The sequence below is a fragment of the Rhizobium sp. 9140 genome (genome assembly GCF_900067135.1).
GTDB lineage: Bacteria > Pseudomonadota > Alphaproteobacteria > Rhizobiales > Rhizobiaceae > Ferranicluibacter.
Genome location: NZ_FJUR01000002.1, coordinates 37,934 through 50,763 on the forward strand (window position 1 = coordinate 37,934; position 12,830 = coordinate 50,763).

10 protein-coding genes are annotated in these 12,830 nt (G+C 62.6%); 2 read left to right on the forward strand and 8 right to left on the reverse strand.

The features are described 5' to 3' along the window. Positions 1-244: 244 nt before the first annotated feature. The 3 genes from istB to GA0004734_RS17560 form a co-directional block, all read right to left on the reverse strand. Complete coding sequence (gene istB, locus GA0004734_RS17550) at positions 245-1,003, reverse strand: IS21-like element helper ATPase IstB (protein ID WP_092930036.1); 759 nt, start codon at positions 1,001-1,003, stop codon at positions 245-247. Then, on the reverse strand, positions 1,000-2,496 hold the full coding sequence (gene istA / locus GA0004734_RS17555) for an IS21 family transposase (RefSeq protein WP_139056207.1): 1,497 nt from the start codon (positions 2,494-2,496) through the stop codon (positions 1,000-1,002). Before istA ends, istB begins: the two co-directional genes overlap by 4 nt. A 99-nt stretch (positions 2,497-2,595) precedes the next feature. After that, entirely contained in the window at positions 2,596-3,129 is a 534-nt protein-coding gene (locus GA0004734_RS17560) for a hypothetical protein (protein WP_139056299.1), read from the reverse strand. Between the two features lie 300 nt (positions 3,130-3,429). On the opposite strand from GA0004734_RS17560, the gene GA0004734_RS17565 reads away from it, so the two are divergent. Beyond that, positions 3,430-5,730 carry an FdhF/YdeP family oxidoreductase gene (locus GA0004734_RS17565; protein WP_092936463.1) on the forward strand — a complete coding sequence of 767 codons (2,301 nt, stop codon included), beginning with the start codon at positions 3,430-3,432 and terminating at the stop codon, positions 5,728-5,730. 97 nt (positions 5,731-5,827) lie between these two features. On the opposite strand, the gene GA0004734_RS17570 is transcribed toward GA0004734_RS17565, so the two are convergent. Then, positions 5,828-6,115 (reverse strand): hypothetical protein, encoded by a 288-nt coding sequence (locus GA0004734_RS17570; RefSeq protein WP_092936465.1) that lies wholly within the window; start codon positions 6,113-6,115, stop codon positions 5,828-5,830. 548 nt (positions 6,116-6,663) lie between these two features. Between GA0004734_RS17570 and GA0004734_RS17575 the strand changes: the two genes are divergently transcribed. Further along, complete coding sequence (locus GA0004734_RS17575) at positions 6,664-8,739, forward strand: methyl-accepting chemotaxis protein McpU (protein WP_245292591.1); 2,076 nt, start codon at positions 6,664-6,666, stop codon at positions 8,737-8,739. A 63-nt stretch (positions 8,740-8,802) separates the two neighbouring features. On the opposite strand, the gene bluB is transcribed toward GA0004734_RS17575, so the two are convergent. The 4 genes from bluB to GA0004734_RS17595 all read right to left on the reverse strand — a co-directional run bounded on the left by bluB (position 8,803) and on the right by GA0004734_RS17595 (position 12,706). Continuing rightward, entirely contained in the window at positions 8,803-9,444 is a 642-nt protein-coding gene (gene bluB / locus GA0004734_RS17580; protein ID WP_092936471.1) for a 5,6-dimethylbenzimidazole synthase, read from the reverse strand. A 119-nt stretch (positions 9,445-9,563) separates the two neighbouring features. Continuing rightward, complete coding sequence (locus GA0004734_RS17585; protein ID WP_092936473.1) at positions 9,564-10,364, reverse strand: ABC transporter ATP-binding protein; 801 nt, start codon at positions 10,362-10,364, stop codon at positions 9,564-9,566. Beyond that, positions 10,361-11,458, reverse strand: a complete 1,098-nt coding sequence (locus tag GA0004734_RS17590) for a FecCD family ABC transporter permease (RefSeq protein ID WP_245292531.1) — start codon at positions 11,456-11,458, stop codon at positions 10,361-10,363. Before GA0004734_RS17590 ends, GA0004734_RS17585 begins: the two co-directional genes overlap by 4 nt. A 93-nt stretch (positions 11,459-11,551) precedes the next feature. Next, complete coding sequence (locus GA0004734_RS17595; protein ID WP_175386540.1) at positions 11,552-12,706, reverse strand: ABC transporter substrate-binding protein; 1,155 nt, start codon at positions 12,704-12,706, stop codon at positions 11,552-11,554. Between the last annotated feature and the right edge of the window lie 124 nt (positions 12,707-12,830).

Below are 12,830 nucleotides of genomic sequence, written 5' to 3' on the forward strand. Positions count from 1 at the left end.
AGCCGCGTATCCATGTGGCTGTCGCTGTTCGCCCTGGCGCCTGCCGAACGACGTGTATTGAGGCGCAGGCCGAGCGCTTCCAGCGCCCTGAGCTGTTCGGTCTGAACCGAAGTGTCAACGGCGGAGTAAAATCCTGCCACGCGGCGGCGCAAAAGTCGGCCACTTGTGGCGCGCGCATGAGACCGCCGGGAGGGCTTAGGCCCGAGCGGGGGTCTCATGCGCGCGTTGCGATTTTCGAAGGGCGTCAGCCGGCCTTTCGGGCGCGGCTTTGGGCGAGACGATAGCTGTCGCCGTTCATCTCGAGGATGCTGACGTGATGGGTGATGCGGTCGAGCAAAGCGCCGGTCAGGCGCTCGGACCCCAAGGTTTCCGTCCATTCGTCAAAAGGAAGGTTGCTGGTGATCAGGGTCGCGCCTCGCTCGTATCGTTGCGAGATCAGCTCGAACAGCAATTCCGCGCCGGTCTTTGACAGCGGCACGAAGCCCAGTTCATCGATGATCAACAGCTGGTAGGCGGCCATCTGCTTCTGGAACCGGATGAGACGCCGCTCGTCGCGCGCCTCCATCATCTCGCTGACCAGTGCGGCCGCTGTCGTGAACCCAACGGACAGGCCCTTCTGGCAGGCGGCCAGGCCGAGGCCGAGCGCCACATGGGTCTTGCCCGTGCCGCTGGGGCCGAGAGCGATAACGTTCTCCCTGCGCTCGATCCATTCGCAGCGCGCCAGTTCCAGCACCTGCATCCTGTTCAGCTTTGGGATGGCGGCGAAGTCGAAACTGTCGAGGCTTTTGACGACCGGGAACCTGGCCGCCTTGATGCGACGCTCGACCTTGCGACGGTCCCGTTCGATCATCTCCCGCTCGGCAAGCCGGGTGAGGTATCCGACATGATCGACGCCTTCGGTGGCGCACAGCCGGGCCAGCTTCTGGTACTCGCGCTGGAAACTCGGCAGCTTCAGGGTTTTGAGATAATGGGTGAGAAGGATCTCGGGTGCTTGGGTGTTCATGCGACTTCTCCCGCATCCGACGACAGGAGACGCATATACGCCTTCGCCGATGTCGTCTCGACCGTCGCCCTCGGCAAATACGGGTAGATGGACAGGTCCAGTCTGGGCGGCCGGCGTTCCACCCGGCACAGGATCAGATGCTTGACGGCGTCAAAGCCAATGGCGCCAAGCTGGATCGCCTGCTTCACCGCCGCATGCAGATCGGCGAGTTCGAAGCTCTCCAGCAGGCGGAGGACCTGCACGTACTCACGCCGGCCGTGTTTGGCCATGCGGCCTTCCATCAACCGGCGCAGCGTAGCGAACTCTTGCGGCAAGTCCCAGCCCTGGAGGGGCGCTGCCTGATCCAGCGAATTGATCTTCTGCTCGATCAGCGGCAGGTAATGGACAGGATCGAAGACGACGTCTTCCCGTTCCCAGCACCGAGGATGGCGGGCGATGATCTCGCCACGGCCACCAATGACCACTTCGTTGACATAGCCGCGCACCCACACATCCTGATGGCCATAGGCGACCGGGACGGAATAGTCGTTGGTCTTGTAGCGCACCAGCGACTGCGCCGTCACCTTGGCACTTGCCTGGTCGCAGGCATCAAATGGCGAGGCTGGCAAGGCGCGCATGGCAGCCAGATCGCGCCGCAAGCGCTCGCCGATCGTCTCGCTCTCGCCGCGCAGCCTGTCGCGCTGGCGCTTCCGGCACTGCTCCTCCAGAAAGGTGTTGAACGCCTCCCATGTCGCAAACTGCGGGATCGGTACCATGAAGTTGCGCCGGGCATAGCCGACGAGACCCTCGACGTTCCCCTTGTCGTTGCCCTTGCCGGGACGGCCATAGCGATCCCGGATAAGGTAGTGGGACAGGAAGCCGCTGAACAACGTCGCGCGCTTGCGGGTGCCGTCAGGCAAAATCTTCGCCACCAGGCAACGGTCGTTGTCGTAGACGATCGATTGCGGCACGGCGCCGAAGAAAGCGAACGCATGGACATGGCCATCGACCCAGGCCTCGGCCACTGCCGCCGGATAGGCCCGCACGTAGCAGCCGTCGCTGTGCGGAAGGTCGAGCACGAAGAAATGCGCCTTCTGCTCGACACCGCCGATGACCACCATCGCCTCACCGAAATCGGCCTGCGCATGGCCGGGCGGATGCGACAGCGGCACGAACACTTCCTGGCGGCGCTGATCCCGCTCGCGCATGTAATCCTTGATGATCGTATAGCCGCCAGTGAACCCGCATTCGTCTCGAAGCCGGTCAAACACCCGCTTGGCCGTATGGCGCTGCTTGCGCGGCACTTGTCTGTCTTCGTCCAGCCAGTGATCGATCGTCGAGACAAACGCATCCAGCTTGGGCCGCCGGATCGGTGATTGTCGCTGATAGCCAGGTGGCGTCGAATAGGACAGCATCTTGGAAACGCTGTCGCGCGATATGTTGAAATGCTTTGCAGCCTGACGCCGGCTCATGCCTTCCGAGCAAGCCAGTCGAACCTTCAGATATAATTCCACGGTATAGATCCCCAGGCCCTCCTGCGCTCATTGCAGAAGAGAAATAGGTGGCCGACTTTTACGCCGCCCGAAGCGGGACAATCCCGCCGCTACCGTGGTCTAATTTTGCACCGCCGCTCTCACCGAAGACAGGGCCGCAAGATCTTCTTCCGAATGGGTCACCTGAACGCGCTTGAAGAGGTCCGGCGTGTGCTGTGCGATGATCCGCAGTTCCCCGCCCAGGGTCGCCAAAGCCGCCGCATCCACAGGAATTTCAAACTGCGCGCGAGAATCTTTTGACGGCATGTCGCGCAGCTTTTCCTGAACCAGCGAGAGGTTGCAGAGAAACAGCGTGCGCGCTTGCTCGATGTTCATGGCCGCGAGAAGTTTGTCCGAGGCAACGGTTCCGAGGCCGCGATGTTGCAGGCTGTTCACCAGTCGAAGCGAGGCTGTGCTTGAGCCGCTGGCACCCTGCGGTGCAAACGAGGTCGATAGGGCACCGCTCCAGACAGCATCGAAAATGTCGATCCGCTGCAGTGCGGTGACTGATTCCCGATCCAGCCGGCTGTTGCCTTGCCGTGGCATCTCCGCCTTCATGTCGAAGCCCTGGAATGAGTTTGTCTTTGGTTCGAAAGCCTGGCCGATCATTGTCATGCTCCATTTCTATCTTGGCTGGATCATGCAGCGGGCGACTTAACCGACTCTCATGGAATAGTAAAAAACAGTAAACAGCCTTGAAGGTGGACGTCTGCAAGTTTGGCCGGCGTATAACAAATTTGAAAGACGGGTATCTCTCGCCTTTCGAATATTGGTGGTTGCCGAACGTGCGGGGGAATGCAAGATGCGGCCCGAGACTTCAGGTTGCATATGCGCAAGCCGTTATGCACCCCGGGAACTTCGTGAGGCGGAGAGGGTTCGGCGGCGTTTATCCGAGCGGACAAAGAGGAGAAAGAGATGGCTGACGGACGCAAGGCAGCGCCACAACAACCACCGGCAGGCGGGTGGGGAGCACTGAATGCGGTCGAGCAGCATCTAAGCAAGCAGCAGATTCTCCTGAAGGGCAATCGTGCGCTTTTATCGATGAACAAGCCCGGCGGCTTCGATTGCCCCAGTTGCGCATGGCCCGATCCCGAAAAGCCGCATTTTGCCGAATATTGCGAAAACGGTGCCAAGGCCGTCGCCTGGGAGGCGACAAAGAAGCGGACAGGGCCGGATTTCTTTTCGGCGAACCGGGTCGAGGACCTGAAGGCCTGGAGCGATCATGAGCTGGAGGCGCATGGCCGCCTGACGCATCCAATGCGCTATGACGCTGCAACGGACACCTATCAACCGGTGGACTGGTCGGTCGCACTGGCCGAAATCGGGGGCACGCTGCGCAACCTCGATCCGAAGCGCGTCGAGTTCTACACATCCGGGCGAGCCTCGAACGAGGCGGCTTTCCTTTGGCAGCTTCACGGACGGCTTCTCGGCACGAACAATTTCCCCGATTGCTCGGATATGTGCCACGCGACGACGACGGTCGCGCTGCCGGAGAGCATCGGCATCGGCAAGGGCACGGTGACGCTGGAGGACTGGGAGCACTGCGACGCGCTCTTCATCATCGGCCAGAACCCCGGCACGAACAGCCCGAGGATGATGACCTATCTGCACGACATGGCCAAGCGCGGCGTGCCGATCGTCACCTTCAACCCGCTAAAGGAGCGGGCGCTTTTGCGGTTCACCGACCCGCAGAGTCCGGTCGAGATGTTGACGGGCAGGGGGCAGACGATCAGCTCGAACTATTTCCAGCTGCGCACCGGCGGCGACATCATGGCCATGCAGGGCATCTGCAAAGCGGTGATCGCTGCCGACGATGCGGCGCTCGCGTCGGGGGGCAAGCGAATCCTCGATACCGCGTTTCTGGAAGAGCATACTGCGGGATTTGCGGCCTTTGCCGACTTCATCCGCAATCTCGGCTGGGACGAGATCGAGCGTTACACGGCGCTGCGTCGCGAGCAGCTAGAGCAGGCCGCAGACATCTATATGAAAGCCGAGCGGGTCATCGCCTGCTGGGGCATGGGCATCACCCAGCACAGGCACGGCGGCGATGCGTTGCAGCAGATCCTCAATCTGTTGTTCCTGCGCGGAAATATCGGCCGTCTCGGCGCAGGGGCATGCCCGATCCGTGGACATTCGAACGTCCAGGGCGACCGCACGGTCGGGATCAACAAGACGCCGACAGAGGAATTTCTCGCGCAACTCGACGCGGCTTTCGGCTTCGTCAGCCCGCGCGAGCATGGTCACGATACGGCCGAGTGCTGCGAGGCTATTCTGCGAGGGGAGGTCGACGCGTTTCTGGCGCTGGGCGGCAATTTCTTCCGCGCGATCCCGGATATCGAGCGGATTGCGGAGAAGGTGCCCGAGATCGGGCTAACAGTGCATATCGCGACGAAGCTCAACCGCAGCCACCTCATCCATGGCAAACAGGCCTACATTCTCCCGGCGCTCGGCCGGACGGAACTCGATCTGCAGCAAGGCGTGGCCCAGACGGTGACGGTCGAGGACAGCTTCTCGATGGTGCATGGCTCTACGGGGCGCCTGATGCCGGCGAGCGAGCATTGCCGCTCCGAGCCCTGGATCGTCGCGAGCCTTGCCAAGGCCACCGTCGCGGATCGCGCATCCATCGACTGGGACGGGCTCGTTGCCGACTACGACCGCATCCGCGACAAGATCGAGCAGGTGCTTCCCGAACAGTTCCGCGACTACAATATCCGCATCGGCAAGCCCGGTGGCTTCCGCCTGCCGAACGGCGCGAGCGAGCGGCGCTGGGCAACGCCGACGGGCAAGGCGAACTTCCTGTTCAATCCGGACCTCAAGGACCAGAACGAGGATGCGCCGCAAAGGCCGCACCTTCAGCTGATGACGCTGCGTAGCCACGACCAGTTCAATACAACGATCTATTCCAACAACGACCGGTATCGCGGCATATCCGGAGACCGGATGGTGGTCTTCATGAACGAGAAGGACATGGCGGCGCTCGGGGTGTCGGAAGGAACGGTCGTCGATTTCGCAGCCGTCGCGGCCGATGGCATCGAACGACGGGCGGGCGGCTTCAAGGTCGTGGCCTACGACCTCCCGCAGGGTTGCTGTGCGGCCTATTATCCCGAGACGAACGGACTGTTGTCCCTGTCGCATCGCGATACGCGCAGTAACACGCCGGCTGCCAAATCCGTGCCCGTGGTCATCACCCGGGCGCAGCCTGGGATGGCTGCTTGAAGCTGGCCGGAAGTGTTCGAATTTGTGCCGACCGCTCATGCCCCAGCCTGAGTGTCGGATGCCGACGCTCGGACGACGACTTGGAACCTCCTAAGCCTCAGTAATCCCGGTCGTTGCCAAGACCAACGAAGATATTGAGCTTGCGCCGGGCTATGAGCTTGACACTGCGGTCTCCCTGAATCTGGTAGGTCTCCAGATAACGGTCGCCTCGCGGATCGAGGAAGCGGTGCGTGAAGGTGGAGCCGATGGGCGATTTCGTCAGCTTCGTGCGCGGCTGGCCGTTGTAGATCAGGCTGCCGGGGATCGGCTCCAGCGTGGTCGAGGCCGTTGTGCAGGCTGCGAGCGACAGGCCAACGGCAAGGATGCCGATAAGGCGGAAGGTCATATGCATGTCTCCTCAGGGATGATGATATCGGCCAAACCCTGCGCACTGGCCTTGGTTCCGCGCGTTCGCAGCGCCAGCTGTGCGTCGTCGCCGTCGGTTACATCGAGACGAGGGCTTAGAAGAAGACGGTACATGAAGCCTGTCGCTTTTGTCACGGGAGCCGGATCCGGGATTGGCATGGCTGCGGTCTTTGCGCTCGCGCGGGACGGATATCGGATCGTATGCCGCAAAGCCTCGTGGGCGCCTAGGTACCTTCGACATCAGGTGTGATGGCGCTTGAGATACCCTTGAACATGGAATGGAACTTTAACGACCACTTAATCTAGCGCCGGTAGTTTCCATCTACGAGGAGCAATCGCGCCTCTTGTCCGGCCGCATGACGCGTGCCTGCGTTCGCCGGAAACGGCATGTTCCATATTCACCGCGATGCGCTCCCATACCTGTCGGCACGCCGCAGGTCACGGTGGACGCCCGGCTGGCCGACAACCCTCCCTCGCGATTGCGCCCGACGATCTAGGAAAAATTCCGTGCCCAAGACATCCAATCTGATGACGCGCATTCTGGTGGCCGCTTCGGTCGTCGTTGCCGCCGCCTTTGCCGGCTTCTCCTTCTACATCGACACGCTGCAACGGAGCACGACGACGCATGCCGTCGAAGAAAATATCGCCTTCTCCGGAAAACAAGCCGCACAAAGTGTGGCGAACTGGCTGAACGGCCGCGTCACCCTGACGGCGATGGTGGCCAATGCCGCCGCCAATGCCACTGATAAGAACGCTCTTCTCGCCGTCCTAAAAAACGACATTCTCGTCAAGGAGTTCATGAGCACCTATATCGGAGACGAGGCCGGCACCTTTACCACATGGCCGGTGACGAACCTGCCGGCCGGTTACGATCCGCGCCAGCGTCCCTGGTATCAGGATGCGGTGAAGGCGAAGGGCGACGTTCTCACGGATCCTTATTTCGACGCCTCCACCGGCGATCTGATCATCAGCGCGGCCGTGCCCGTGATGAAGAACGGTGCCCTGACCGGCGTTGCCGGCAGCGACTTTTCGCTGAAGACGCTGGTCTCGATGATCCAGTCGATCGATGCCGGCGTCGGCGGTTTCGCCTTCCTCGTCAACAAGTCGGGCCAGATCCTCGTGCATCCCGATGCCAAGCTGGTGACGAAGACGCTCGCCGATGCCTTTCCGGCTGCGACACCCACGATCGGCAGCGGCATCATGGAGACGCAAGCAAAAGGCAAGCCGATGCTCGTGAGCTTCGTGCCTGTCGCCGGCCTTCCCACCGTCGAGTGGTACGTCGGCTTTGCCGTCGATGCCGACCAAGTCTATTCCGCCATCGACCATTTTCGCATTGCCGCGACCATCGCGACGCTTCTCGCGGTCAGCGCCATGATCGTCTTCCTGGCGAGCCTTCTTAGCCGCCTCGTCATCCGTCCGGTCACCGAGATGACCCGCGCTATGGAAAAACTGGCATCGGGCGATCTGAAGACCGATATTCCGGGGCAGGAGCGCCGCGACCAGATCGGCTCCATGGCCGCAGCCGTCGCCGTCTTCCGCAGCAATGCCATCGACCGGGTGCGCCTGGAAACCGAAGCCGAAAGCGGGCGTTCGCTGTCGGCGCGCGAGCAGCGCGAGCGTGAGGCGGCCAAGGCTCAGGAGACGGCGGACATCCAGCATGCCGTGGAGGCGCTTGCCACAGGGCTCGGGCGGCTTGCGGACGGTGACCTCGGTTATCGCATTTCCACGCCCTTCGTCGTCCATCTCGACCGACTCCGCGCCGACTTCAACCATGCCGTCTTAAAGCTGCACGACGCGATGCGGGCCGTGGGCAGCAATGCGCGCGCCATCGATGCCGGTGCGAGCGAGATCCGCCATGCCGCGGACGATCTCGCCCGTCGCACGGAACAGCAGGCCGCCTCCGTCGAGGAAACGGCGGCAGCGTTGGAACAGATCACAACCACGGTGCGCGACAGCGCTCGCCGCGCCGAGGAAGTCGGCCAGCTCGTTGCCCACGCCCGTGCGGGCGCTGAGACCTCCGGCGAGATCGTCGGCAAGGCCGTCAGCGCCATGCAGGGGATCGAGAGATCCTCCAACGAGATCGGCAACATCATCGGCGTGATCGACGACATCGCCTTTCAGACGAACTTGCTTGCCCTCAACGCAGGCGTCGAGGCGGCGCGTGCCGGCGAGGCGGGCAAGGGCTTTGCGGTGGTGGCGCAGGAAGTGCGCGAACTGGCACAGCGCTCGGCGAAGGCCGCCAAGGAAATCAAGGCGCTAATCAACACCTCGAGCGGACAGGTGCGCGCAGGCGTGTCGCTGGTCGGCGAAACGGGCCAGTCGCTTCAGGCGATCGCCGGTCAGGTGCAGGAGATCAATGCGCATATCGCCGCGATCGTTACGGCAAGCCGCGAGCAATCGACCGGACTTCAGGAGATCAACACCGCCGTCAACACCATGGACCAGGGCACACAGCAGAACGCCGCGATGGTCGAGGAGCAGACGGCGGCAAGCCACGGCCTTGCCGGCGAAGCGGCCGCGTTGAACGCGCTTCTCGCACAGTTTGATCTGGGTGAAGAGAGCAGCGCGGCGCGCTATCAGCCGGCATCACGCCGGGCTGCCTGATAAACATCGCAACGCGTGGCCGGAAGGGGTGCGCGTTGCGATGATCCGTTCGGCTTTGGCAGCCTAACGCCTGACGATGACACTTTCCGGGTCGCAGCGTTGCTCCCAGCCCGCGCGCTCCAGCGCGGGCCTGTCGTCCTCGGCCGTGGGATAGCCGAGACAGAAGTAGCCGATGAAATGCCAGCTCTTGGGCACGTCGAGCACGGCTACGACGTCGGCCGGATCGAGGATCGACAGCCAGCCGAGCCCGAGCCCTTCGGCGCGGGCGGCAAGCCATAGCGTATGGACCGCGAGCACCACCGAGTAATCCAGCGTTTCCGGCATGGTGCTGCGCCCCAGCCCATGGCCTTGCAATACGGACGGGTCGCAGAATACCGCGAACTGGCTTGGTGCAGCGTCGAGGCCCGCGAGCTTCAGCCGAGCATAGCGTTCGGCCTTTTCACCGGAGTAGCCTGCGAGTGCTGCGGCGTTGCAGGTCTCGAACACATCGCGCACGGTCGCCCGCCGACGGGCGTCGTTCACGAAGACGAAACGCCAGGGCTGGCTGAGGCCGACGGAGGGTGCGAGACTGGCCGCTTGAACAAGGCGCTCGACCGTTCCCGCCGGAAGCGGATCGGTGCGGAACTGTCGCACATCGCGGCGCCAGGTCAGGAGTTGCGTCAGCTCCGCGCGGAAACCGGCATCGAATGTCTTTCCCTTCGGCATCGGCCACATCCTTCGGCATAGCGCGCGCGTGGGCACGCGACGGATCGCCGGCTGCATAGCAGGTGATGATCAGCAAGCGCCAGATGACATCCGTGTCTATGAGGAAAAACTCATTGGCGTTATTCTGCTGTCGGCCGCATCCGCGGTGTTCGCGAAACCGGATACAGCGCGGTGAACCGTGTTCCCGGCACGGGCAGGGGATGACAATCGACGCCATAGACGTTCGAGATCGTCGACGGGTTCATGACCGCCTCCGTCGTACCCGATGTGTGTACACGGCCGTTCTTCAGCAGGATAACCTTATCGGCATAGCGTGTTGCCAGGTTCAGATCGTGCAGCACGGCAAGCGTGACAACCTCATGTCGCCGCGTATGCTCGGCGACCGCATCGAGGATCTGCAACTGATTGGAGAGATCGAGTGCGGAGGTCGGCTCATCGAGAAGCAGCAGGCGCGGCCGGCGCACCAGCGCAAGTGCGAGGCCGATCATCTGCCGCTCCCCGCCCGAGAGTTGGCCGGGACGGCAGCGGGCAAACCGCGACAGGCCGAGCGTCTCCAGCGTCTCTTCCGCACGGCGAAACGCCTCCGGCGGGGCTCGCCACGAGCGTCGTCCCCCGCTCTGGGCGAGAAGCAGCAACTCGAACACATCCAGGGCGACATCAAGCTGGGCCAGATCCTGCGCGACATAGCCAACCTGTCGCGCCCGGTCGAGCGGGCGCATGGCGAGGAGGTCGGCATGATCGAGCCGAACGCTGCCTTCGCCGCGCCGCATGCTGCAGAAGCCTTTCAGCAACGTCGATTTGCCGGCGCCGTTCGGACCGAGAACGGCCAGCATCCGACCGGGCTTGGCGTCGAAGGACACGCCTTGCACGACGCGGCGGGCGCCGATGGTGACGCTGTAGTTTTCGACGGAGAAACTCATGCGTTCGGGCTCCGCGACTGACGCAGAACGAGGAAGATGAAGAAGGGCAGGCCGGTCAGCGACGTCACCATGCTGAGCGGCAGCACCGCGCCCGGCACGATCACCTTGGTTGCAAGCGAGGCGAGAACGGCAAAGACGCCGCCGACCGCCACTGTCGCGGCGATTGTGAAGCGATGATCCTCACCCACCAGCAATCTGGCGACATGCGGGCCGACAAGACCGATGAATCCGATGATGCCGACGACGGCGGTCACCGCGCCGGCCAGCAGCGCCGAGATGGTCAGCATGAGGATCCGCAGCGCCCTGACGCGCACGCCGAAGACGATGGCCTCTTCACCAAAGGAGCGGATGGTCGTCAGCGCCCAGGCATTGAGAAGAACGATGGGCAGCGCGATGGCACAGAGCCCGCCCGCGATCGACACCTTCAGCCAGGTTGCGCGCTGCAGGGAGCCCATCAGCCAGAAGACGATGCTCTGCAGCTGATCGACGCTCGCCATGTACTGGACGAGCGACAGGAGCGAGGAAAAGACGAAGTGGAGGGCAATGCCGAGAAGCGTGATCGCCTGGACGCTCGTGCCGCCACGTGTGAGCGCAAGAACGAGGCCAGTTGCCAGAAGCCCGAACAGGAAGGCGTTTGCCGCCGTCAGTAGTTCAGGCGGCATCCATGGCATGGCGGATGTGAGCGAAACGGAGAAGCCGAGCGACAGCGCCGCACCGAAACCCGCGGCGGAGGACACGCCGAGCGTGAAGGGTTCGGCCAGCGGATTGTCGAGGATCGTCTGCATGAGAAGGCCGGAGAGCGACAGCGAGATCCCCGTCACCAGCGCCATCAGGGTCATCGGCATGCGAAGTTCCCAAACGACGAACCGACTGCTGGCATCCGCTGTCGAGGGTGACAACAGCACGTTCGCAACGTCGGCGAGCGAGAGCGTTCCCGAGCCGATGGCGATATCTGCGATGAAGGCGCAGGCGAGCACGAGCAGAAGCGCGGCGATGATCAGCACACGTCGCGTCACCGAAGCGCCGTAATGGGCCTCGGCGCTCTCCGGCGCTGCGGTTTCCGTCAGGGGTAATGCCAAATCGTTCTCTGCCACGTTTCGATTCATGCGTCTATCGACGCAGGGATCGTCTATGTGAAAGACGGGCCGCTTGGCGGCCGGTCGGCAATGTTGGTCTTCCGCAGCCGCTTACTTGGCCGGCGCGGCTTTCGCCCCATAGACCGTCGTCAGGCCTTTAGGAAGACCCGTGAAGCGTCCGATGATCGTTGCAAGGTCGGCATCCGGGTCGAGATCGGCAAAGCGTTCGGGATAGAAGGCCTTGGCGAGATACTCGACAGCGTAGATGTTCCAGGCGCTGGCATAAAGCTGGTGATAGAGGCCGACGATGCGGTTCTCTTCGACGGCCTTGATGTAGGAGAAGCCCTTGCGCTCGGACAGTGTGCGAAGCGATGTCTCGATGGCCGCCTTGTCGGCATTCAGGCCGAAAGCGGGCGATACCGAACCCTCGTTTGAGAACGGCGAGCCGGTCATCAAGAAGACATCGGGCTTCTCGGCGATCAGCGTTTCGGTCGTCACGTCTCCGGTGCGGCCCTTGACCAGTTGTGTACCGATGTTGATGCCGCCGGCATCTGCGACAATCTTGCCCCAGTAGACGTCGCCATGCGTGAAGCAGCAGGAGTCGAGGCCCTTCTGCCCGGCCTTGGCTTCCACGAAGACCTTCGGCTTTTCGGCGCCCGCAAAGCCGGCCTGCACCTTCGCAAGGCGCTCGGCGTAGAAATCGGTAAATTCCTTGGCTTCCGACTCGCGGTTCAGCACCTTGCCGAGAAGATCGACGGTCTTCGGGCCGTTGACGGTCGGTTCCAGTTCAGTATCGATCAGGATGATCGGAATGCCGAGCTTGGCCAGTCGGTTGAAGAGATCCGCATCGTCGAGCGCCTGCCGCACCCGCGTCTGAAACACAAGCAAATCAGGCCTTGTCGCGGCGACCTGCTCAAGATTGACCTGACCCTCGTCGCCGAATTTCATGTCGATCAGCTTTGCCGAGCTTTCCGGCCATTGCTTCTGGAAGACTGCCCAGGATGCCGGGTCGGAGCGGGCGAGGATATTGTTCCAGGCGACGACGCGCGCGAATGGGTCGGCCCGATCGAGCAGCGCCAGCGCGAAGAGATCGCGGCCGTCCTGCACGACGATACGCTTCGGCTCGGACGGAATCGTGATTTCGCGGCCGGAAAGATCTTTGACGACAAGGGGATAATCGGTGGCGCCGGCCGTGCCGACGGAAAGGACCGTCCAGGCGGATGCGACAAAGGCCGCAGTCAATACGGCTGATCTGAGGAGGCGCATGGCTATGGATTCCTTCGAAAAACGGTTGCTCGAGCCGTCTTCCTCCCGCATGCACTCCCTGCCACGCCCCGACCCATTGGCTGTTTATGGTCGATGCGACGTTGCTAAAGGATAAAGATGAGTA

What these genes read in the sequence shown, in the direction of transcription:
- istB (WP_092930036.1), bottom strand. Translation starts at nt 1,003, where the DNA reads ATGAACACCCAAGCACCCGAGATCCTTCTCACCCATTATCTCAAAACC.
- GA0004734_RS17560 (WP_139056299.1), bottom strand. Translation starts at nt 3,129, where the DNA reads ATGACAATGATCGGCCAGGCTTTCGAACCAAAGACAAACTCATTCCAG.
- GA0004734_RS17565 (WP_092936463.1), top strand. Translation starts at nt 3,430, where the DNA reads ATGGCTGACGGACGCAAGGCAGCGCCACAACAACCACCGGCAGGCGGG.
- GA0004734_RS17570 (WP_092936465.1), bottom strand. Translation starts at nt 6,115, where the DNA reads ATGACCTTCCGCCTTATCGGCATCCTTGCCGTTGGCCTGTCGCTCGCA.
- GA0004734_RS17575 (WP_245292591.1), top strand. Translation starts at nt 6,664, where the DNA reads ATGACGCGCATTCTGGTGGCCGCTTCGGTCGTCGTTGCCGCCGCCTTT.
- bluB (WP_092936471.1), bottom strand. Translation starts at nt 9,444, where the DNA reads ATGCCGAAGGGAAAGACATTCGATGCCGGTTTCCGCGCGGAGCTGACG.
- GA0004734_RS17585 (WP_092936473.1), bottom strand. Translation starts at nt 10,364, where the DNA reads ATGAGTTTCTCCGTCGAAAACTACAGCGTCACCATCGGCGCCCGCCGC.
- GA0004734_RS17595 (WP_175386540.1), bottom strand. Translation starts at nt 12,706, where the DNA reads ATGCGCCTCCTCAGATCAGCCGTATTGACTGCGGCCTTTGTCGCATCC.